Annotated in this window: 21 protein-coding genes; 5 read left to right on the forward strand and 16 right to left on the reverse strand. The window is 65.0% G+C overall.

Annotated elements, in window-relative coordinates:
* The first annotated feature begins 79 nt into the window (after nt 1–79).
* The gene (locus tag FJV80_RS17210) at nt 80–961 is read left to right on the forward strand and encodes a LysR family transcriptional regulator (protein WP_095772003.1); all 882 of its coding nucleotides are present in this window, start codon (nt 80–82) and stop codon (nt 959–961) included.
* Nucleotides 962–991: 30 nt separating this feature from the next.
* Here the strand turns inward: FJV80_RS17210 and FJV80_RS17215 are convergent, their stop codons facing one another.
* On the reverse strand, nt 992–1,564 hold the full coding sequence (locus tag FJV80_RS17215; protein ID WP_142877009.1) for a hypothetical protein: 573 nt from the start codon (nt 1,562–1,564) through the stop codon (nt 992–994).
* Between the two features lie 189 nt (nt 1,565–1,753).
* Between FJV80_RS17215 and FJV80_RS17220 the strand changes: the two genes are divergently transcribed.
* Together FJV80_RS17220 and FJV80_RS17225 are read left to right on the forward strand one after the other, a co-directional pair.
* The gene (locus FJV80_RS17220) at nt 1,754–2,197 is read left to right on the forward strand and encodes a hypothetical protein (RefSeq protein WP_142877010.1); all 444 of its coding nucleotides are present in this window, start codon (nt 1,754–1,756) and stop codon (nt 2,195–2,197) included.
* Nucleotides 2,194–4,347 carry a phosphatidylserine/phosphatidylglycerophosphate/cardiolipin synthase family protein gene (locus tag FJV80_RS17225; RefSeq protein WP_142877011.1) on the forward strand — a complete coding sequence of 718 codons (2,154 nt, stop codon included), beginning with the start codon at nt 2,194–2,196 and terminating at the stop codon, nt 4,345–4,347. Before FJV80_RS17220 ends, FJV80_RS17225 begins: the two co-directional genes overlap by 4 nt.
* A 16-nt stretch (nt 4,348–4,363) precedes the next feature.
* Here FJV80_RS17225 and FJV80_RS17230 read toward each other — a convergent pair whose 3' ends face one another.
* From FJV80_RS17230 to rsfS, 10 genes are all read right to left on the reverse strand, one after another.
* On the reverse strand, nt 4,364–5,620 hold the full coding sequence (locus tag FJV80_RS17230) for a D-amino acid dehydrogenase (RefSeq protein WP_095771999.1): 1,257 nt from the start codon (nt 5,618–5,620) through the stop codon (nt 4,364–4,366).
* A gap of 124 nt (nt 5,621–5,744) precedes the next feature.
* The gene (locus tag FJV80_RS17235; protein WP_142877012.1) at nt 5,745–6,287 is read right to left on the reverse strand and encodes a nucleoside-diphosphate kinase; all 543 of its coding nucleotides are present in this window, start codon (nt 6,285–6,287) and stop codon (nt 5,745–5,747) included.
* A 14-nt stretch (nt 6,288–6,301) separates the two neighbouring features.
* On the reverse strand, nt 6,302–6,724 hold the full coding sequence (gene rnk, locus FJV80_RS17240) for a nucleoside diphosphate kinase regulator (RefSeq protein ID WP_142877013.1): 423 nt from the start codon (nt 6,722–6,724) through the stop codon (nt 6,302–6,304).
* A 275-nt stretch (nt 6,725–6,999) separates the two neighbouring features.
* Nucleotides 7,000–8,145 carry an alanine racemase gene (gene alr, locus FJV80_RS17245; RefSeq protein WP_142877014.1) on the reverse strand — a complete coding sequence of 382 codons (1,146 nt, stop codon included), beginning with the start codon at nt 8,143–8,145 and terminating at the stop codon, nt 7,000–7,002.
* A 65-nt stretch (nt 8,146–8,210) separates the two neighbouring features.
* Complete coding sequence (locus tag FJV80_RS17250; protein WP_095789936.1) at nt 8,211–8,732, reverse strand: RNA pyrophosphohydrolase; 522 nt, start codon at nt 8,730–8,732, stop codon at nt 8,211–8,213.
* Between the two features lie 30 nt (nt 8,733–8,762).
* Complete coding sequence (locus FJV80_RS17255; RefSeq protein ID WP_142877015.1) at nt 8,763–9,944, reverse strand: divergent polysaccharide deacetylase family protein; 1,182 nt, start codon at nt 9,942–9,944, stop codon at nt 8,763–8,765.
* Nucleotides 9,945–10,134: 190 nt separating this feature from the next.
* The gene (locus FJV80_RS17260) at nt 10,135–11,466 is read right to left on the reverse strand and encodes a S41 family peptidase (RefSeq protein WP_095771995.1); all 1,332 of its coding nucleotides are present in this window, start codon (nt 11,464–11,466) and stop codon (nt 10,135–10,137) included.
* 1 nt (nt 11,467) lies between these two features.
* Complete coding sequence (locus tag FJV80_RS17265; protein ID WP_142877016.1) at nt 11,468–12,823, reverse strand: murein hydrolase activator EnvC; 1,356 nt, start codon at nt 12,821–12,823, stop codon at nt 11,468–11,470.
* 206 nt (nt 12,824–13,029) lie between these two features.
* Nucleotides 13,030–13,512 carry a 23S rRNA (pseudouridine(1915)-N(3))-methyltransferase RlmH gene (gene rlmH / locus FJV80_RS17270; protein WP_095789939.1) on the reverse strand — a complete coding sequence of 161 codons (483 nt, stop codon included), beginning with the start codon at nt 13,510–13,512 and terminating at the stop codon, nt 13,030–13,032.
* 85 nt (nt 13,513–13,597) lie between these two features.
* Complete coding sequence (gene rsfS, locus FJV80_RS17275) at nt 13,598–13,975, reverse strand: ribosome silencing factor (RefSeq protein WP_010912111.1); 378 nt, start codon at nt 13,973–13,975, stop codon at nt 13,598–13,600.
* A 242-nt stretch (nt 13,976–14,217) separates the two neighbouring features.
* On the opposite strand from rsfS, the gene FJV80_RS17280 reads away from it, so the two are divergent.
* Nucleotides 14,218–15,069 carry a mechanosensitive ion channel domain-containing protein gene (locus tag FJV80_RS17280; RefSeq protein ID WP_095771992.1) on the forward strand — a complete coding sequence of 284 codons (852 nt, stop codon included), beginning with the start codon at nt 14,218–14,220 and terminating at the stop codon, nt 15,067–15,069.
* Between the two features lie 55 nt (nt 15,070–15,124).
* On the opposite strand, the gene FJV80_RS17285 is transcribed toward FJV80_RS17280, so the two are convergent.
* The 5 genes from FJV80_RS17285 to obgE form a co-directional block, all read right to left on the reverse strand.
* A complete protein-coding gene (locus FJV80_RS17285; RefSeq protein ID WP_142877017.1) occupies nt 15,125–16,423 on the reverse strand; it encodes an MFS transporter in 1,299 nt (432 codons plus the stop codon).
* A gap of 101 nt (nt 16,424–16,524) precedes the next feature.
* Nucleotides 16,525–17,112, reverse strand: a complete 588-nt coding sequence (locus FJV80_RS17290) for a nicotinate-nucleotide adenylyltransferase (RefSeq protein ID WP_095789941.1) — start codon at nt 17,110–17,112, stop codon at nt 16,525–16,527.
* 72 nt (nt 17,113–17,184) lie between these two features.
* The gene (locus FJV80_RS17295) at nt 17,185–18,471 is read right to left on the reverse strand and encodes a glutamate-5-semialdehyde dehydrogenase (protein WP_142877018.1); all 1,287 of its coding nucleotides are present in this window, start codon (nt 18,469–18,471) and stop codon (nt 17,185–17,187) included.
* A 3-nt stretch (nt 18,472–18,474) separates the two neighbouring features.
* Nucleotides 18,475–19,611, reverse strand: coding sequence for a glutamate 5-kinase (gene proB, locus FJV80_RS17300; protein WP_095771988.1), 1,137 nt, complete (start codon nt 19,609–19,611; stop codon nt 18,475–18,477).
* Between the two features lie 4 nt (nt 19,612–19,615).
* Nucleotides 19,616–20,647: a GTPase ObgE gene (obgE, locus tag FJV80_RS17305; protein ID WP_142877019.1), complete on the reverse strand. Its 1,032-nt coding sequence runs from the start codon at nt 20,645–20,647 to the stop codon at nt 19,616–19,618.
* Nucleotides 20,648–20,779: 132 nt separating this feature from the next.
* Between obgE and FJV80_RS17310 the strand changes: the two genes are divergently transcribed.
* Nucleotides 20,780–21,649 carry an endonuclease/exonuclease/phosphatase family protein gene (locus FJV80_RS17310; RefSeq protein ID WP_142877020.1) on the forward strand — a complete coding sequence of 290 codons (870 nt, stop codon included), beginning with the start codon at nt 20,780–20,782 and terminating at the stop codon, nt 21,647–21,649.
* The last annotated feature ends 140 nt before the right edge of the window (nt 21,650–21,789 follow it).

Here is a 21,789-nt window from a genome sequence, read left to right on the forward strand (position 1 = left end):
GCGAAAATTAGATATCGGTTGACGGGCGAGCATCAATTCTCGCAAATGACTTACGACAAGATATCTCCTGGGGATTCCCATGAACTGGGATGACGTCCGCATCTTTCTCGCCGTGGCACGCGCCGGCCAGATCCTCGGCGCCGCCCGGCGGCTGGAGCTGAACCACGCCACAGTCTCGCGCCGCATCGCAGCGCTCGAGGAAGCGCTGCGCACGAAGCTCTTCCGCCGGCTGACCACCGGCAGCGAACTGACGCCGGCCGGCGAGCGATTCCTTGATATTGCCGAGCGCATGGAGAGCGACATGATCGCCGCGCGCTCGACCATATCAGGCGAAGGCGACGATATCTCCGGCACCGTGCGCATCGGCGCGCCGGACGGGTTCGGCGTCGCCTTCCTGGCCAGGCGCCTCGGCGAACTGACCGCGCTGCATCGCGAACTGACGATCCAGCTCGTGCCGGTGCCGCGCTCCTTCTCCCTGTCCCGACGCGAGGCCGACATCGCCATCACCGTCGAGCGGCCGACCGAGGGCCGGCTGGTGGCGGGAAAGCTGGTCGATTATTCGCTGGGCCTGTTTGCCTCGCGCGCCTATGCCGATGCCAATGGCCTGCCCAAAACCGCAGCCGAACTCGGCCGGCACACACTCATCGGCTATGTACCCGATCTCATCGTCAGCCCTTCGCTCGACTACGCGGCCGAATTCAGCGCGGACTGGCGCACCAGCTTCGCCATCTCCTCGGCGCTCGGCCAGGCCGAAGCGGTGCGCTCGGGCGCCGGCATCGGCATCCTGCACACCTTCGTCGCGCGGTCGATGCCGGAACTGGTGGCTGTCGACGTGGTGGCGCCCATCCGCCGCGCCTACTGGCTGGTCTATCACGAATCGGTCAGGCCGCTGCGCCGCATCCAGATCGTCGCCGGTTTCATCACCAAGGCGGTGGAACGGGAGCGGGGCCTCTTTGCCTGATTTCGCAAACCGGCAGACGCGATGCGCTGTTCAAGGTGGGTCGAGAACGAACGAATTCACGACATGCTCGGCCTTGTCCGCCAGTGGCGCCCACATCTGCTCCACCTGCTCGGCGCTCTCGCTCATCACGCTGCAATTGACATAGCCATAGCGCGCTCCCCGCAACGAGAACGCAAATCTGGAATGGCCGTGCACGCGAACACCGTTGTCGACAACCGTAAAATCCAGATCGGCAAGTCGCACAGGGTAGCCGTCGGGAAACCTTGCAAGCTTGTCATTGCTGAAATCGGCTGTGCTGAACGATTTGCCCATCATCATCTTCCATGTTTCCATGGACCAGCCCTCGATGAACTTGCTCGGATCGGACGGAGAATCCGGTGCGGATGCATCGTAAAGCGACGTCGACACCATGCAGGTAAGGGCCCGATCGGGGGATTGCACGCTCAGCCGCATCGCTTCCCCGGAAGGCGGCTCATTGATCCATTCCGGTGGAAAGGTTAGTGCGAACCCATTTTCCCGGTCGTGGACGGTCTTGTCGGCGGCATTGGCCGCTGTTGCGCAGAATAGAAATCCGACGGCCGTAACCAGGAAGCAGATACGCATCACCGCTCGCGAATGTGAGGCGCAGGTAGCGCCATAGGCAGATTGTGCCGCCACGATATATCAGGATCGGTCAATAGGCGACGCCTTTTCCTTGCCACAAAACCGGCCACTGTGGCATCAGGCATGCAGCGCCGGCCACGGGCAGGTCGCCGGGTGGGAAAATCGTTCAGAAAGCTGGCGCGGATAGACATGCGAGCCGTTCTTGCCATCCTGCCGCTGATTTTCGTTTCGGCCTGCGCCAACCCGTGGGCAAAAGTGCCGCAAGCCGAATTGCCCAAGCCGATCCGCTACGCCATGGCGCGCCCCTCGCCTTTCGTCTTCGGCAATTATTGCGGCCCCGGCACCCGCACCGGCGATCTGTCGGCCCGGCCGGTCGACCGCCTCGACGCGGTGTGCCGGACCCACGACGCCTGCTACATCGCGCGCCACGATCATTGCGATTGCGACGGCGCGCTCGTCGCCTCCGCCAGGGCGATCCGTGATGACAACACGGCGCCACGCAAGATGCGCGGCGAGGCGGAATTGCTGATCGCTACCTTCGTCATTCCCGTCTGCAAGGTGTTTCCCCAAGGCTTCATGCCGCCGCGCGACCCGGCTCAGTTGAGCGTCATGAAGGCCGGAGCCACCGGGTGAATCGCCACGCATTTGTCATCCTTGCCCTGTTCGGGCTGATCGCCCTTGCCGGTTGTGCCGGAACAGGCCGCGATTCCTGCGATCTCCTGCTGGGAGAGGCGGCCTGTGCGCGGCCCTGGCTGTCAGCAAGCATGCCTGGGCCGCAGGTCGCCGCGTCGCAGTTTTTTGACGACGCCGGCGCCAGCGACTACGAAAGGCGCTTCCTGGCGCTGCTCGCCCACAATCAGCTCGGCGCCATGGACCGCGCCAACGGCACCGGCCCGTTCGGGCGCAACCGCCGCGACGTGCGGAACAGCGACTTTCAGGCGACCTATTCGAAGCTGCAGCAACTGGCCGAACCACTCGCAAGGACGCATCTGCCGCCGGCCAATGGCGGCAGCGGCGAAGGCCATTTCAACGGACGCTGGCGGGTGTCGCGGCAGACCCTCTACATCGATGCGGCCGCACGGCCCTCGTCACCCAAGAGTTTCGATTTCTCCGGCCTGCAGGCGCGCAGTACCGAGATCGTCGTGCGCCAGGCCGGCGAGCAGCCGGCTGAGATCGAGGCTACTTGCGACGGCGCGTTGGCGATCCGCGCCGCCGGCGCCGCGCGCACCATCGCCGTCGGCGCGGCATTTCGCTTCCGCCTGTCGGGTGAGGACGACACGGTCAGCCTGTTTCCAAGCGACAGCCTGAACCGCTGCACGGCAAGGGTCCGCTCCAGCCTTGCCCCGGCCGGCGCGCCGCTCACCATCCGGCGCGAAGAGGCCGCGGATCCCTCACTCGCCAGCTTCGACAGCCGCTACGAGCGCTGCCCGGTCCCCGACAGCGCCGGCCTCGACGCGCTTGAGCGTGCCTTCTATGCCAGCCGCTGGCTGTCGCAGACCTGCGCCCTGCCAATCGGCGAGCCTCGGCTGCTGCGCAAGTCGCGCGACGGCTTCAACGCCAAGGTCGAGGCGCTGATGGGCGCACCGCTTTCCGATGCGGCAATAGACAAAGGCGACCCGGAACTGCCTCTCGATTTCTCCAGGGCGCCCAGGCTGAAGCTGATCTATCTGTCGTCGCTCGAATTCAAGGCCGACTTTTCCGGCCGCATCATCGAGCGGCTGATCCGCCATCATGCCGCCCTTGGCACCAAGGTGCGCATTCTGGTCACGGACGTGCTGGAGCGCGAAAAGGACGACGCCATGCTGCACCGGCTGGCGGCGGAGTTCCCCAATGTCGAATTGCAGGAATACCGCTGGCGCGCCTATCACGGCGCGCCGATCGACGAGCAGATCTCACAGATGCACAAGACCCATCATATCAAGATACTGGCGACGCTGGCTTTGGACCCTGCGCGCTCGCGCGTCATCATCGGCGGCCGCAACATCCATGACGGTTTCCTGTTCCACAGTCCGATCGACCTGTCGCGCTATCCGGACCTGCAGCAATACGGCAAGACCGACGGCTTTTCGCTGAACTACTATTCGAACTGGAGCGACTTCGACATCGAGTTCGCCGACAGGGCGACGGTCGAGACGCTCGCCGCGCATCTGTCGACGATATGGTTGCGCGACGCCGACACCAATCTGGCGCGCCCCTTCTCAATCCCGGTCCGTGGAGATGGCCGCCCGCGGGGCAATGCCCGGCATTTCATTTCCGTGCCCTATGAGGACGACCATGCGCTGGAGGACTATTTCGTCGAACTGGTCGACGCCGCCCAACACCATATCCAGATCGTAAACCCCTACCTCAATCTGACGCCGAGCCTCGCCCAGGCCTTCGACCGGGCGCTCGCCCGCGGCGTCAAGATCGACATTGTCGGCCGCATCGACCTCAAGGGCGACATTGGCGGCAGGTTCCTCACTGCGCTCAACAAGCTGTTCGTCGAGAAATATGGCGACCGCATCAACATCCGCGAGTTCAAGGCGCCCGACGTGGTGCTGCATTCCAAGATCATGATGATCGACGAAAGGCTGGTCGCCATCTCCTCGGTCAATCTCAACAACCGCAGCTTCTTCCACGATTCAGAGAACGGCATGATGGTGCTCGATCCCGCCTTCTACGTCAGGATGAAGCCGATCTATGACGACTATCTCGCCCATTCGAACCCGGTCGCCGCCAACGTGACGATCCCATGGGCCTATCGGCTGCTGTTCGACGAGGCTTGGGTCAGGCAAGCGTTCTGATCTTCCCGCGCCGCGCCTATTTCAGGTAGCGCTCCTGAGCCAGCGCTCGGGCATCGATGTCGGGCACCTTGTTCGACATGATGTCGGCCAGCACCTTGGCAGAGCCGCACGCCATGGTCCAACCGAGCGTGCCATGGCCGGTGTTGAGGAAGAGATTGGAAAGCTCGGTGCGGCCGATCAGCGGCGGCCCGTCCGGCGTCATCGGCCGCAGGCCGCACCAGAAGGTCGCCTCGCGCATGGCGCCGGCGCCCGGAAAGAGATCGCCGACCGAATGTTCGAGCGTGCGCCGCCGCGATTCGTGCAGCCTGAGATCGAAGCCTGAAATCTCGGCCGTACCGCCGACGCGGATGCGGTCGCCCAGCCGGGTGATCGCCACCTTGTAGGTTTCGTCCATCACTGTCGACACCGGCGCCAGGGCGGCATCCTTGATCGGCACGGTGATCGAATAGCCCTTGACCGGATAGACCGGGACCGACCGCTTCATCCGGCGCATGAAGCCGGCCGAGTAGCTGCCCAGCGCCATCACATAGGCTTCGGAGGCCTTGAACCCCTTGCTGGTGCTGATATTGGCAATGCGGTTGCGGCTGCGCAGGACGCGCCAGATCGTCGTGTCGTATTCGAACTTGACGCCGCGCGCCACGCAGAGCTCGGCCAGTTTCTCGGTGAACATCTTGCAGTCGCCGGTCTCGTCATGCGGCAGCCTGAGCCCGCCGACGAATTTCTCGCGCACGCCGGCCAGCGCCGGCTCCGCCGCGATGCAGCCGTCCTGGTCGAGGATCTCGTAGGGCACGCCATATTTCTTCAGCACATCGACATCGCCACCGGTGCCGTCGAGCTGTTTTTGCGTGCGAAACAGCTGCAGCGTGCCCCGGCTGCGCTCGTCATAGGTGATGCCGGTCGCCTCGCGCAGCGCCTTCAGCGTGTCGCGGCTGTATTCGGCCAGCGGCACCATGCGCGACTTGTTGAGGGCATAGCGCTCCGCGGTGCAGTTGCGCAGCATCTTGACCAGCCAGGTCCACATGTGCGGATCGAAGGCCGGCCGCACCACCAGCGGGCCATGCTTCATCAACAGCCATTTGATCGCCTTCAGCGGAATGCCGGGCCCGGCCCAGGGCGAGGCATAGCCGGGCGAAATCTCGCCGGCATTGGCGAAACTGGTTTCCAGCGCCGGGCCTTTCTGGCGGTCGAGCACCGTCACCTCGTGACCGGCCTCGGCAAGATAATAGGCCGTGGTCACCCCGATGACGCCGCCGCCCAGCACCATGATCTGCATCGTTCACTCCTTGCCGCGCCGCGCGTCCTCAGGACGCCCGTGGACGCCACCGCATTTCTCGATTTGCGCATGATCCCAAATGAAAATCGATGCCGATTTTCGAGAACCGTGCGCTGTTGCCCATTCACGCCGCCGAGGGACCGGGGTCGTCATCTTCTGTCTGCCGCATTCCGGCCGTCTCGCCAAGAGGTCGCCAATTGTCCGCGGCGCTGTAGACGAGAGTGAGCCCGTGCGGTCGCCGCCCGTCGGTCCGGTCTTTCTGCCTGACCGCGCGCCGGGCAGCCTCCGGCTGGTAGAGCACGGCCTTGATCAGGATCGACTCCCGCCGGCCGTCGGCATGCTCGATCGAAGCCGCTTGGCCCTGCGCCATGCCAAGCATGCACAGCCCACGCCTGGTTGCCACCGACAGGCTGGAGCCCACCGGTCCGCGCACCTCGTTCTGCACCAGGGTGCGCGTCTCGGCGTGACCGGCATCGACGCTGAACACCACCCTGCTGTTCAGCGTGACGATATCGGGGCCGACCGAATCGATCGGGACAACATCAGCGCTTGAGAGCTTGTGTTCGAGCATCTGCACGATCGGGTCCGCGAATGCCCGCCGGCGCTCCAGCATGATTTCGAGGACGGCGCGGTCCTTCGTAGTCAGGCAGCAATTCGTGCTTTTCATCACCGCCTCCACGATCAGCGCCGCTGCGCGCCGGAGGCCGGCGTGTCGACGGCCTCGACTGTCACCGACAGTTCACGGCCGCCACGACTGCTCCAGCACACCGCCTGCCCGATCGCCGCTCCGATGAGCGCCGTTCCCATCGGCGTCAGCACCGAGATCTTGTTTTCGGCAATGTCGGCTTCGCCGGGATAGACCAGCATGATGCGCTGGGTCTCCCCGGCTTCGCCGCGGACCGTCACGATCGACCCCATACGCACCACGTCGGGCGGCATCGCTGCGGCCTCCGTGACGACGGCGCGGTCCATTTCGAGGAGCAGTTCCTCGGCCGTCTCCGGGGCGCGGTCGAGCAAGGCTCTCGCCAGGCCGGTCAACCTGTCATGGTCGGTGTCGCTGATCAGAATCCGGCTTGGCGGACGCAGTCCTGTTGCATATTGCATGGCAAACCTCTTGGATCGGCGCATCGAATGGATGCGCGCTTGCCACCGCACTGACGGCGGCGTGATGAAAGGCCGGCAGCCGCGAAGGGCTGTACGGCTTGATGGCGGTTTTGGATGTATGGATGCCCCGATACGGACGGACGCCGGAAGGCGGCCGCGCCGGGGCTACGATCCCGCGATCGGGCAGACCCTGAACAAGGTTCTGGTGTAGGCGAGGTTGCTCATGCCCCGAACCTTGCCGACAGGCGCACGCTTGTCAAGCGCGGCCAAACCGCTCAACCGCCGACATAGCGGCGGTGAAAGCGCGGGCCGAAACTGGCCAGGATTTCATAGCCGATGGTGCCGGCATGGCCGGCGGCGTCGTCGACGCTCTGCGAGGGACCGAGCAACTCGACCAGATCGCCCTCGCGCAGCCTGCCGGGCGGCAGGGCCGATATGTCGAGAATGATCGAATCCATCGACACACGCCCGAGGAAAGGCAGGCGCACGCCCTCGAACCAGCCCGCCGAAGCGGAGCGGCGCAGCCAGCCATCCGCATAGCCGAACGAAATCGTCGCCAGGCCCAGCGGAGCGTCCGCGTGATAGCTGTGGCCATAGCCGATGCCGGCGCCCTTTTCGACGCGGCGCGTCTGCGCCACCTTGGCCTGCAGCCACACCACGGGCAGCATCGGATTGGGCTCGCCGGGCGTCGGGTTGATGCCGTAGAGCGCCGCTCCCGGCCGAGCGAGATCGTGATGATAGGACGGCCCGAGAAAGATGCCGGAAGAATTGGCGAGCGAGGCGGGCGCCTCAGGCAGCATGGCGCGCAGCCGTTCAAAGGCCAGCCTTTGCTGTTCGTTGGCCGGATGGCGCGGTTCGTCGGCGCAGGCCAGGTGACTCATGACATATCTAACGTCGATGCCGTCGAACGCACTGCTATCCCCGCCCAGCGCCTCGACCTCGGTCGGCGCCAAGCCGAGCCGAGACATGCCGCTGTCGACCTGGATGGCCGCCGGCAGCCGGCGACCGGCATCGTGCGCCGCCGCGCGCCAGGCTTTCAACTGCGCGCCACTGTTGATGACCGCGCAGAGCCCGGCCGCCACCGCTTCCGGCTCGGAGCCCGGCGGCAGCCCGTTCAGCACGTAGATGTGCGGTCCGGTTCCGATCGTCTTGCGCAGCGCAACGCCTTCGGCCAGGAGCGCGACAAAGAAGATGTCGCAGCCTTCCCGGATCAGGGCCGCAGCCACCTGGGCCGCGCCGAGGCCGTAGCCATTGGCCTTGACCACGCCGGCGCAGGCCACGCCGCCCAGCCGCGCCTTCAGCCGCCGGTAGTTTTCACGGACCGCGCCGAGATCGATCGTCAGGATCGCTCCGGCCGCCGCTTCGCTGACCGGCCAACCGGTGACGGTTTTCGCAGCGGACCGGTTGACGGCGTCGTTCATGGCGACCCTCATTGCATCGGCCATCAATACGACCCTCGCACCAACGCGGCAACCTCGACGCGCGATTACCGCGCCAGATGGCTGAACGCCGCCACCACGTCTTCATAGACCTTGCGCTTGAACGGCACGATCAGGTCGGGCAGGTCCTGCATCGTCCGCCACGACCATTTGTCGAATTCGGCGGTGTGGCCGCCGGGCGGCGGATTGATCTGGATTTCGCTGCTCTCGCCATGGAAGCGGAAGGCGAACCATTTCTGCGTCTGGCCGCGGTACCGGCCCTTGAAGGCAATGCCGACGAGATGGTCCGGCAGGTCGTAATTGATCCAGTCCGGCGCTTCGGCGAGCAGCGAGACGCTGCGCATGCCGGTCTCCTCATAAAGCTCGCGCTCGGCCGCCTGCAACGGTTCCTCACCCTTGTCGATGCCGCCTTGCGGCATTTGCCATAGCTGCGTCGTACCGGCAAATTCGCTGTCGGGCTCGGCAATGCGATGCCCGACCCAGACCAGGCCCTCGCCATTGAGGATCATCAGCCCGACACAGGGACGGTAGGGCAGCGTTTCGCGGTCGACCATTTTCGTCTTCGGCATCAGTCAGTCTCTCCAGCCATCTTGCGATGGCTAACCCTTTTGTGGATCGATCGCCACCGCAGAAATCGGCACGATCTCGATGCCGCGCTTCCTGGCCTCGGCAATCCAGGATGAGACGATGTCGACCGTGAGATCAAAGGCCGAGCCGATGCCGACGGCAGTGCCCTTGGCCCGCGCCGTGGCTTCGAGACCGTCGAGTTTCTTCAGGATGGCGCCGCGATCCTGCACGGCGTCGATCGCCGTATCGCCGGCGACGAAGGGCACGCCGTCCTTCAGCGCCAGGTCGGGCGCCAGACTGCGCGCCGACGAGCCGTCGTCTATATAGGCGAGACCCCGTTTGCCGAGTTCGGCCATGAATGGCTCCATCGCCGCCGGGTCGGCGGAGAAACGCGCGCCCATATAGTTCATGACGCCGGTATAGTTCGTCGTGCGCGACAGCGCCCAGTGCAAATCCTTGAGGTTCTCCTCGGCGCTCGCCGCCACGGTCAGCGTGTTGCGGCCGGGATTGACGTTGGGATAGTCGAACGGTTCGAGCGGCACCTGCATGACGATCTCGTGGCCGCTCTGCCGGGCGGCCTGCATCCAGCGGCCGATGCTGTTGCCTTGCGGCGCGAAGGCGAGCGTCACTTCCGGCGGCAGCTTGGCGATCGCAGCCTGGGTGCCGGTCTGCGAGACCGCCAACCCACCGATGACGATCGCCACCCGCGCGCCGCGCGCCCCGGACCACGGCCGTGCATAGACATCGAACGGCCGCCTTCCATCGGCGGAGCGTATCGGCAAGGGTCCGGCGTCGCTGGCTTCGATCAGCGCCTTGTCGGGAAGATGCGCGATCTTCAGGTTCTGCCCGATACCAGACGGATCGCGGATGACGATGGCCGCCTGCGGAGGACCATCGCCCTCCTCCTTCTGCACATGGATGATCTGGGGACCACCGGTCTTGGACGGCGCTTCAACCTTTGGCGCCGCGACCGGGGCCAGAGCGGATGGCGCGGCGGCGGGTGGGCCCGCGGCAGTCACTTTCGGCGTCGAAACGGCGACCTCTTGCGGCTTGCGAAACGGCTTTTCCCTGAGCGCGATCGCGGCCGAGACGCCGACCAGCGCCAGCACGACAACGGTCGACGCGACCACGCCAGTGCTGACCTTGCGGGCAGCGCGCGGCGCCCGGAGCGACTGTCCAAGCGGGCGTTCGATGTCCTTGCCGATATCAGCCAAGCCCTGTCCCCGGACGCATGGTTGCGAAGGCGATCCCTTCGACGACATGCGCGAATTCATCAACCCTGGCGCCCCTGGCGCCGCATCCGGAGGCTTGATCTTGCCTCCCCGAATCAAACTGCCGGAACCTTTCGGTCCCGGCAGCATCGCATTGCTTCGTTCGGGCGGCCAGACCCGGCCGACCAAACCATTACTGGTTGAGCACGGCCTTTTCCGGATTGGGCGGGAAGGCCGGATCGGTCTTCTCGCCGCGCAGCAGCTTCTCGGCAAAGATCAGCTGCAGATCGTCCTTCGGATCCGGCGGCACATAGGCGGCCGAGCCCGAGCCGGTCGCGCTCTCGTCGGCGCCCTTGATGTGGCCCTTGAGATCGGATTCGCCGCGCGTCAGGTCCCTACCCTGCAGTTCCGGCGGCAGCGGCTGGTCGACCTTGATGTCGGGCGTAATACCCTTGCCCTGGATCGACTTGCCTGACGGCGTGTAATAGAGCGCCGTCGTCAGCCTGAGCGCGCCATTCTCGCCGAGCGGAATGATGGTCTGCACCGAACCCTTGCCGAAGGACTGCGTGCCCACCACCGTGACGCGGCGCAGATCCTGCAGCGCGCCGGCGACGATTTCGGACGCACTGGCCGAGCCGCCATTGACGAGCACGATCATCGGCTTGCCGTTGATGTCGTCGGTCTGCTTCGGCTTGGCGTCGAAGCGGGTGACGTCCTTCGGATCGCGGCCGCGCGTCGAGACGATCTCGCCGCGCTTCAGGAAGGCGTCAGACACGCTCACCGCCTGGTCGAGCAGGCCACCCGGATTGAGGCGCAGGTCGAGCACATAACCCTTGAGCTTGTCGTCCGGCACCTGCTTCTTGATGGTCTCGATGGCGTTCTCGAGGTCGTCATAGGTCTTTTCGGTGAAGGAGGTGATCTTCATGTAGCCGATGTCGTTCTCGACCCGGAACTTGACCGCCTTGACCTTGATGATGTCGCGCACCACCGTCAGCTCGATCGGCTTGTCGGCGCCCTGGCGCAGGATGGTGAGCTTGATCGGCGTGTTGACCAGGCCACGCATCTTTTCGACCGCGTCGTTGAGCGTCAGGCCGCGAACCTCTTCGCCGTCGATCTTGGCGATGTAGTCGCCAGCCAGCACGCCAGCCTTGGCGGCCGGCGTATCGTCGATCGGCGTGATCACCTTGACCAGGTCATTCTCCATGGTGACCTCGATGCCGAGGCCGCCGAACTCGCCCTTGGTCTGCACGCGCATATCCTGCGCCTGTTCGGCATTCATGTAGGAGGAGTGCGGATCGAGAGAGGAAAGCATGCCGTTAATGGCGTTCTCGACCAGCGACTTGTCGTCGGGCGGCGTGACATATTGTGCCCGCACCCGCTCGAAGATGTCGCCGAAGATCGCCAGCTGCTTGTAGGTCTCCGATCCCGCAGCGTTCGCCGACGAGCCAGGAGCACCATAGACAAGGCTCATGGCGGATGCGCCCATCAGCGCACCGGCAAACAGAAGCGACAGTTTCCGCATCATTTCACGTCCTTCCAGAAAAACGGTCCGCCCACCATGGGGTCGGATCGACGGGTTTTCCATCCTTGCGGAACTCGACGTAGAGTTCCGGCGTGGCATTTCCATTCTTCGAGACCGAGGTGCTTGCCACCCGGGCCTCTCCCATCGCACCGACCGGCTCTCCTGCGAGCACTGACTGGCCAGTCACGACGCTGATTCTGCTCATCCCCGCCAGAACGACATGATAACCGTCGCCAGCATTGAGGATCAAGAGTTGACCATAGGAGCGAAACGGCCCCGCATAAAGCACATTCCCATCCGCCGGAGCGGTGACGATGGCTCCCGATTGTGTCGCAAGCATGTCGCCAAGCATCACCGCGCCATTACCGTCGTCCGCGCCAAACCGGCGTTTGATGCGGCCGGTGACCGGCAGCGCGATCTGCCCCTGCAGCGCCGAAAAGGGCGCGGTCGCGGTGAGCCGGTTGCCTTCGGGAACCGGCAGCGACGCCAACGATGCCGTTTTGTCGCTGTCCGTCTGAACGTCACCCGGCTGGCCCGCGGCGGCTGCCTTTGCGGCATCCGCGGCCTTGCGGGCCTTGTCGGCCTGCGCTTCGAGCGAGGCGATCAGGTCCTTCAGGCTGGAGGCCTTGGCCGCCAACTGCGCGGAACGCTGCTGTTCGGCCGCCATTTGCGCCTGCGTATCGGCCTCGAGCTTCTGCTTGGCTTCCAGCAGCATGCCGAGCCGCTTCTTTTCCGCCACCTGCTCGCCGACAGCGTCCGTCAGCCGCGCCCGCTCGGCCTCGATCGAGGCCGTCACCCGGGTCTGCTCCTTGAGGTCGGCCAGCAGGCTGTCGGTCTGCTGGCGCAATTCCGGCACCACGGCGCCGAGCAGGATGGCGCTGCGCACCGACGACAGCGCGTCCTCCGGCTTGACCAGGATCGCCGGCGGCGGGTTGAGCCCCATGCGCTGCAGCGCGCCCAGCACTTCGGCCAGCACATCGCGTCGCGCCATGAGCGAGCCGCGGATTTTCTGTTGCTGGTTCTTCAGCCCTTCCAGCTTGGCGCCGATATCCTCGATGTCCTGGCCAAGCTTCTGCTCGGTCATCGCCGACTGGATCAGCGCGGCGGTAATCGAGGCATGGTCCTTCTTGACCGCGGCGATATCGGCGGCGAGCTTGGCAAGCCGTTCGGACGACAGCGTTATTTCCTTGGAAACCTGCTCGTACTCGGCGCGGCTCTGGTCCGGATCGGGCGCCATGTCGAGCGTGTTTTCGGCCCGCGCCGAGTGGAGCGACAGGAACATCGCCACCGCAGCCATGCCGCAGCGCGCGCGCCAGGAGCCCCCTGTCGGGCCCGTTGTCGATTTCCAGCCCTCAGACATTCGCGATCTATACTATCCGCGGCTTCGTTAACGAACCATCAACCATGTTTGACCAGCCCGTCCCCGAATGGATGTTGCCCCAAGTGGTCCCCGTTTTGGGCAACGACATGCATCAAAACCACAGATTCTCAATCTAGCTCGGCATTGGGGCGGAAATCCGGGCAATGGGCGACGAATCACTGCTGATTGCAACTCTAGCGGCAGGCTCACGCGCGATGATAGGGGTGGCCGGAAAGGATCGTCGCCACTCGGTAGAGTTGCTCCCCCAGCATCACCCGCACCAGCTGATGCGGCCAGGTCAGCGCACCGAACGACAGCACCAGATCGGCCTGGTCGCGCAGCGGTGGATCGTGGCCGTCGGCGCCCCCTATGGCCAGAACCAGCGCCTTGCGCCCACCGTCGCGCAACTGCCCGATGCGATTGGCTAAATCCTGCGAGGAAAGGCTCTTGCCGCGCTCATCGAGCAGGATCAGCGCCGTGCCCGGCTGCAGCTGCGCCTGCAGTCGGGAGCCTTCGTCGCGCTGGCGCTCGATAGCGCTCTGCGCCCGGCCCTCGGTGATCTCGGTTATCCCGGCAAATTCAAGCCCGACCGCCGGCCCGCTCTTGGCGAAGCGCTCGAAATAGCGGTCGGCCAACTCCCGCTCGGGGCCGGCTTTCATTCGGCCCACGGCATGAACTGAAATCTTCATCCTCGCCTCTATAAGCCGCTAATGCATGTCACCCAAAAGTGGGAAGCGGTCTTGGGGCAATGACATGCATCAAAACAAAGGCGGCTTAGTGGAGGGTCTCTTCCTCGAGATCCGGCGCCTGCCACATCTTTTCGAGATTGTAGAATTCGCGGACTTCGGGGCGGAAGACGTGGACGATGATGTCGCCCGAATCGATCAGGACCCAGTCGGCGCCGGACAGCCCCTCGACGCGCGCCGTGCCGAGGCCGGCATCCTTGAGCGCCTTGAGGAGATGGTCGGCGACAGCCGAGACATGACGGTGCGATCGGCCCGACGCGACGACCATGTAGTCGCCGAGGCTCGATTTCCCCTGAATGTCGATTGAGACGATGTTTTCGGCCTTGGAGTCTTCCAGACTGGCAAGGACTGTGTTGATGGCGCGGGACACGGCGTCGTTTACGCTGATCCCGGCCGGCGAAGGCACGATGTCGGCCTTCTTCCGCAGTGCTGTTCTCAGTGTATTTCCTTTCGCAGCAAGAACAACCAAATCACCCCAAAAGCAGGTGACACCACTTAGATAGGCAGAGTTCCGTTGCAGTTTCAAGACGCAGTCACAACTGACGCGAACTCGCCGATTGCCAGCCTGTTCCATGCGGGGCGCAAAAAAGATCGGAACCCTGGCGTCTGGCATGGGTTATCGGCTGACCGACCAACCGGAAACCCGTCATGCCGATCGACCCACAAAACACGCTTCTCACAGTCCAGGCCGGCCTGGCGCAGCTCAGTACGCTGATTGTCTCCTATTCCTTCTCGGCCATCGGCGCTATCATCCTGCTGGTGGTCGGCTATATCGTCGCCGGCCTCGCCGAGCGCTCGATCTTTGCCGGCCTCGGCCATATCCACGGTTTCGACGCGACGCTGCGGCATTTCTTTTCCAAGATCGTCCGCTACGCCATCCTGATCCTGGTCGTCATCATGGTGCTCGGCCAGTTCGGCGTGCAGACAGCCTCGATCATCGCCGCGATCGGTGCCATCGGCCTGGCCATCGGCCTGGCGCTGCAAGGCACGCTGCAGAACATCGCCGCCGGCATCATGCTTCTGGCGCTGCGGCCGTTCCGCATCGGCGAATCCGTCGAGGTCGGCGCCATTTCAGGGTCGATCGAGGAAATCGGTCTGTTCGCCACCAGGCTCAGGACCGCCGACGGCGTCTACATACTGGCGCCCAATTCGACGCTGTGGAACCAGCCGGTCCGCAACTTTTCGCGCAACGGGGTGCGCCGCTCCGACATCAGCCTGAGCATCGGCTCGTGGAACGACATCGACGGCGCCCAGAAGACATTGCTTGCCCTTGCCGGTGCCGACAAGCGCATCCGTCGTGAACCGGCGCCGATCGCCTTCGTGGCCAGCCTCGGTGATACGACCGTTTCGCTTACCTTGCGCTATTGGACCTCGGCGGCCGACTATTTCTCCACGAATATCGACATGACGAAGCGCGCAAAGCAGGCTTTCGACAGCGAGGGCATCTCCATCCCGCTGCCGCCGCCGGAAGCGCCTGCACAAGAGACCCGTAAGCAGTAAGCAGCCGCGAGGCGTCCAGAGCGCTTTTCCCCCCGGCCGTGCGAAGGAAACCGGTTCAGTCCTTGGTCCGGCCTGCGGTCTCGTCCGGCGCATAAGCGAGTTCGACCGGCAGCGGCGCCTGTGCCGTCATCGGCGCGAAGCTGCCGGTGTCGGTGGCGGGTACCGCCTGTGTGGTGAACACACGCAACAGCACGAACAGGCAGAAGGCGCAGGCGATGACGACAGTAACATAGATGAAGGCCTGCGTGCCGAAGACGGCCGACAGCGCCGTGACGATACCCGGCACCACGAACCCGGCCAGCGACCAGGCGAACAGGAGCGAGCTGGACAGCGCCACCATATCGTCCTTAACGGCCCGGTCGGCGGCGTGCGCGCTGGACAGCGAATAGATCGATTCCGAGGCGCCGTCCCACAAGACATAGATCAACAGCAGCGCCGGCAGCGCGCCGCCGTCGAAACCGAGCGCGAACATGCCGGCCACCGCGGCCAGCGCGGATGCCCCGATCAGCACGTAACGGCGATCGGTGCGGTCGGAAATCCAGCCGAAGGGAAGCTGCAGGATCAATGTGCCGAGCGGCATCACCGAAAGCAGCAACGCCACATCGGCCTGGCTGTAGCCCTTGGCCGTGGCATGGATCGGCGCAAAACCTGAAATCGACATCGACAGGCCGCCGACCGCCAGCATGCCGGCAACGCCGACCGGCGAAATCCGCCATGCCCGGCGCAGCGCCACGGAGGCGGCCTGCGGCGCCGGTGGCTGCGCCAGCCGTGTCATGCCGACGGGCAGGATCGACAAAGCGGTGAAGGCAATGCCGATCAACGGCGCTTCCGCGGTTTTGATGTCGACCAGCGCCAGCGTCGCATAGCCGACGCCGAGCCCGGCGACATAGGCGACGTAGAAAAAGGCCATCACCCGGCCGCGTATGGTGTTGGCCACGGCATCGTTCAGCCAGCTCTGCGCGACGATGAACAGGCCGCATATGGCAAAGCCGTAGAGAGCGCGCGCGCCGATCCACAGCACGGGATGCGGACCGGCGCCGATGGCCGCGTTGGACAGCGCGATCAGCGCCGACAGCACCATGAAGGCGCGGGCATGGCCGACCCTGCGCACCAGCGGCCCGGTCAGGATGCAGCCGGCAAGACCGCCGGCCGACAGGCCGGTGACGATCAGCCCGGCCCAGGTCGGATCGAAGCTTTCGACGCCGAGCCGGACCGGGATGTAGGCAAACATCAGCCCGTTGCCGATGGCGATCAGCGCCATCGACACGATGACACTGGCGATCGCGATCAGCGGCGTCGGCGCGCTGCCATGCTCCGGTTCGATTTTGGTATGGTGCTTCACGGGAGTGGCCATGTTCAGACACGATCGCCCATTCGGCGGCGAAAAGCCCCTGCAAAAACGACATCAGCGATCTTCCTTCTCCCGCAAGGGAAGAAGGAAGATCCGTGCAAGCCCTACCCCTTCGCCATCTTGCGGATCGCGCTTGACGACAGCGATGAGCGCGGGCCGTGGATGAAGGTCCAGGCCGGCGCCTTCATGTGGGCGAGCAGCGGCGCGTCGCCTTCGTCGATGCGGGCATAATCGAAGGTCTTGGCGACCACCGACGACAGGAACGACAGCGTCGCGCCCGGCCGGTCGATGACCGCGATGGGGAAGGTCAGCACGATCTCGCGCCAGCGCTGCCAGTGGTGGAAATCGCGCAGACTGTCCGCGCCCATGATCCAGACGAAGTCGACACCCGGATTGCGCGCCTTGACCAGCGCCAGCGTGTCGGCGGTGTAGCGCACATGATGCGCCGCCTCGAAGGCGGTGATCTTGATCTTCGGGTTCTTGGCGATCTGCTCGGACAGTTGCAGCCGCTCGGCCAGCGGCGCCAATTCCCGCGTGCTCTTCAGCGGATTGCCCGGCGTCACCATCCACCACAGCTGGTCGAGCGCCAGGCGCCTCAGCGCGATCTCGGCGACCAGTGCATGGCCTGCATGCGGCGGATTGAACGAGCCGCCGAACAGGCCGACGGCCAGGCCTTTCTCGGCATGCGGCATTTTCAGGTAGGCGGAGTGCACTGGCGGTCCGGAAGATGCCAGCATCGCCTCAGGCTCTGATAACGAAAAACGTCAAGGCCTCACCTGTCCCGACCCGCGCACGCGATATTTGAACGAGGTCAGCTGCTCGACGCCGACCGGCCCGCGCGCATGCATCTTGCCGGTGGCGATGCCGATCTCGGCGCCCATGCCGAACTCGCCGCCATCGGCGAACTGCGTCGAGGCATTGTGCAGCAGGATCGCCGAATCGATCTCGTTGAAGAACCGCTCCACGGCTTTCGGATCCTCGGCGATAATCGCCTCGGTGTGATGCGAGGAGAAGGTCTCGATATGCTCGATCGCGCCACCGATGCCGTCGACCAGCTTCACCGCGATGATGGCGTCGAGATATTCGGTCACCCAGTCGGCATCGGTCGCCGGCTTGGCGTCGAAAAACACCTTCAGCACCTCTTGATCGGCATGGATCTCGCAGCCGGCGGCGCGGAGCGCATCGAGGATCGGCACCAGATGCGTGGACGCCACCGCGCGGTCGACCAGCAGCGTCTCGGCCGCGCCGCAGACGCCGGTGCGCCGCATCTTGGCGTTGACGGCGATCTTGACCGCCATGTCGAGGTCGGCGGAGCGGTCGATGTAGAGGTGGCAGATGCCTTCGAGATGGGCGAAGACCGGCACGCGCGCCTCGCTCTGCACCCGCCCGACCAGGCTTTTGCCGCCGCGCGGGATGATGACGTCGAGCGCACCATCGAGCCCCTTCAGCATCTCGCCGACGGCGGCGCGATCGGTGGTCGGCACCAGTTGGATGGCGTCATCCGGCAGGCCGGCGGCCTTCAGGCCCTCGACCAGGCAGGCATGGATGGCAGCGGACGAATTGAGCGAATCCGAACCGCCGCGCAGGATCACCGGATTGCCTGCCTTGAGGCAGAGCGCACCGGCATCGGCCGTCACGTTCGGGCGGCTCTCATAGATGACGCCGACGACGCCGAGCGGCGTCCGTACGCGCTCGATCCGCAGGCCATTCGGCCGTTCCCATGCGGCGATCACGTCGCCGACCGGATCGTTGAGTTCAGCGATTTCGCGGATGCCGTCGGCCATGGCACGGATGCGCGCCGGATTGAGCTTCAGCCGGTCCATGAAGGAGGCGGAAAGCCCTGACTCCTGGCCATTCGAGATGTCGATGGCGTTGGCGTCGAGGATGTCCTGTTGCCCGGCGACGATCGCCTCTGCCATGGCAAGCAGCGCGGCGTTCTTGGCGGCGGTGGCGGCGATGGCCAGCGGTCGGGCGGCGGCGTGGGCGCGGCGGCCGATATCGGCCATCAGCGCCACGGTGTCATCCCCGGATTTTTCATGCAGCTTCAGCATGGCTCATCCTCCGCTTATGTCGCCTCCCGCGTGACTCACCACGAGATCATCGCGGTGGATCATCGCCGAACGCGCTTCGTAACCGAGCACGGTTTCGATCTCGGCCGTCTTCAGGCCTGCGATCCTTACGGCATCGGCGGCATCATAGGCAACCAGCCCGCGCGCGATCTCGCGGCCCTCGGGCGACAGGATCGCCACCGTATCGCCGCGCGAAAAATTGCCGCTGACCAGTTTGACGCCGGCCGGCAGCAGCGATTTGCCCGATGCCAGCGCACCGACGGCGCCGGCGTCGACCGTCAGCCGGCCGGCCGGTTCGAGCTGGCCGGCGATCCAGGTCTTGTAGCCCTTGACCGGATTGGCGCTCGGCCGGAAGAAGGTCGCGCGTTCTCCGCGCTCGATCGCCATCAGCGGCGACAGCCGCGTGCCCGAGGTGATGATCATCGCCGTGCCGGCGGCGGTGGCGATCTTGCCGGCATCGAGCTTGGTTCGCATGCCGCCGCGCGACAGTTCGGAGGCGGCAGCCCCCGCCATCGCCTCGATGTCTGATGTGATGCGGTCGACCACCGGAATGAACTTGGCTTGGGGGTCGCGCACCGGCGGCGCTGTGTAGAGCCCGTCAATGTCGGAAAGCAGCACCAGAAGGTCGGCGCCCATCATGGTGGCAACGCGCGCGGCCAGCCGGTCATTGTCGCCATAGCGGATTTCTGAGGTGGCCACCGTATCGTTCTCGTTGATGACCGGCACCGCCTTCATCTTGAGCAATGTCGAGATCGTCGCCCGCGCATTGAGATAGCGGCGGCGCTCCTCGGTGTCGCCAAGCGTCAGAAGAATCTGGCCCGATTTCAGCGCGCCCCTGCCGAGCGCATCCGACCAGGCGCCGGCGAGCGCGATCTGCCCGACCGCCGCCGCCGCCTGGCTTTCCTCGAGCTTCAGCGCCCGCTTGCCGAGGCCAAGGATGGTGCGGCCAAGCGCAATGGCGCCGGAGGAGACGACGAGGATTTCGGCGCCACCCTGGGCAAGCACCGCGATGTCGTCGGCGAGCGAGTCCAGCCAGTCGCGCTTCAGGCCGCTCGCCCGGTCGACGAGCAGCGCCGAGCCGATCTTGACGGTGATGCGCCGGTATTTTTTCAGCGACTGCATGGCCTTACTTTTCCCAGCGCGTCTCGACCGGCGCGGCAATCTGCGCCCGCGCCTCGGCAACGACGGCCATCAGCGCCCGAAGCACCGCCTCCACGCCTTCGCCGGTGACGGCGGACAGCAGCATCGGCGCCCGGCCCGCGGCGCGCTTCAGCGAGGCGACCTTCTTCTTGCGTTCATCGGCATCGAGCGTGTCGACCTGGCTGAGCGCCAGGACCTCGACCTTTTCGGTCAGGCCGTGGCCATAGGCCTCGAGCTCGACGCGCACGGTCTTGTAGGCCTTGCCCGGATTTTCCTCCTGCGCCGAAACCAGGTGCAACAGCACGCGCGTGCGCTCGACATGGCCGAGGAAACGGTCGCCGATGCCGACGCCCTCATGCGCGCCCTCGATGAGGCCCGGAATGTCGGCAATGACGAATTCGCGCGCATCGATGCGCGCGACGCCGAGGCCGGGATGCAGCGTCGTGAAGGGATAATCGGCGATCTTCGGCTTGGCCGCGGTGACGGCGGCCAGGAAGGTCGACTTGCCGGCATTGGGCAGCCCGACCAGCCCGGCATCGGCGATCAGCTTCAGCCGCAGCCAGATGTTGAGTTCTTCGCCGGGAAGGCCGGGATTGGCGCGGCGCGGCGCCTGGTTGGTCGAGGTCTTGAAATGCTGGTTGCCGAAGCCGCCATTGCCGCCCTTGGCGAGCAGGAAGCGCTGGCCGACCACGGTGAGGTCGCAGATCAGCGTCTCATTGTCTTCCTCGAACACCTGCGTTCCGGCCGGCACCTTCAGCGTCACGTCGGCGCCCTTGGCGCCGGTCATGTTGCGGCCCATGCCGTGGACGCCGGTCTTGGCCTTGAAATGCTGCTGGTAGCGATAATCGATCAGCGTGTTCAGCCCGTCGACCGCTTCCAGCCAGACATCGCCGCCGCGGCCGCCATCGCCGCCGTCCGGCCCGCCGAACTCGATGAATTTCTCGCGCCGGAACGACACCGAACCGGCGCCCCCGTCACCCGAGCGGACATAGACCTTGGCTTGATCGAGAAATTTCATGGGATTGCAGTTTCTTTTATTGGCCTTGCGGCATTGCTCTAAACCTTGGGCCTTGCTCTAAACCAAGGCGCGGCCAAGGGCGAGGCCGTTTTGTGACATTGGCCGCGTGGGGTCGGCCGGAGACATGTCGGCATGAAGCTTGTAACCTACAACATCCAGTACGGCATCGGCCTTGATGGACAATACGATGTCGCCCGCATTGCCGACACGGTGCGCGGCGCGGATGTGATCGCGCTGCAGGAGGTCACCCGCAACAATCCAAGGAACGGCGGGCGCGACATGGTCGCCGAGATCGGCGAGGCGCTGCCCGACTATTTCGCCGTCTATGGCAGCAATTTCGAGGCCAATATCGGCTCGCGCATCGAGAACGGCCGCGCCATCACCACCACCTTCCAGCTCGGCAACATGATGCTGTCGAAGACGCCCATTCATCTGTCGCGCAACCTGCTTTTGCCGCGCAGCCGCAGCTTCGAGATGATGAATTTCCAGCGCGGCGCGCTGGAGGCGCTGATCGAGACGCCGCTTGGTTTCATCCGTTTCTATTCCATCCATCTCGATCACCGCAGCCCGGTCGAACGCGCCAGGCAGATCCAGTTCCTGCGCCGGCGCCTGTTGAACTATGCGCTCGAAGGCGGCGCATTGTCCGGCGTCGCCGAGATCGGCCTGCCGGAACTGCCCCATCCCGAGGCCTTTGTCGCCATGGGCGATTTCAACATGCTGGCCGGCTCGCCCGAATATGTCGAACTCGCCGGCCGGCCGGACCATGAATTCGGCATGCCGCTGACCGCCGACTTCGCCGTTGACGCCGCCGTGCGCCTCGATGTCACCGGCGACGATCTCGCCAGCTGGGTCGACCCCAAGGATCCTACCAACACCAGCCGCCACAAGCGCATCGACTACGTCTTCACCAGCGCATCGCTGGCCAGATCGCTGCAGCGCCTGTGGGTCGACCGGCAGGCGACCGGTTCGGACCACCTGCCGGTGTGGGCCGAACTGGCCTGATTCAGTCTTCGGCCTCGCTCCGATGTGTGTTGAGATTCAGGTCAGGCCGCGCCGAGAGTGGTGGCTTCCGAGAACCGGAGCGGAGCGTACTTAAAGTACGTGAGCACCGGAAGCGCAGGAAGCCGCCATTCGCAGGCCGG

Origin of the sequence: Mesorhizobium sp. WSM4310, from assembly GCF_007003935.1 — a bacterium.
Classification (GTDB): domain Bacteria; phylum Pseudomonadota; class Alphaproteobacteria; order Rhizobiales; family Rhizobiaceae; genus Mesorhizobium.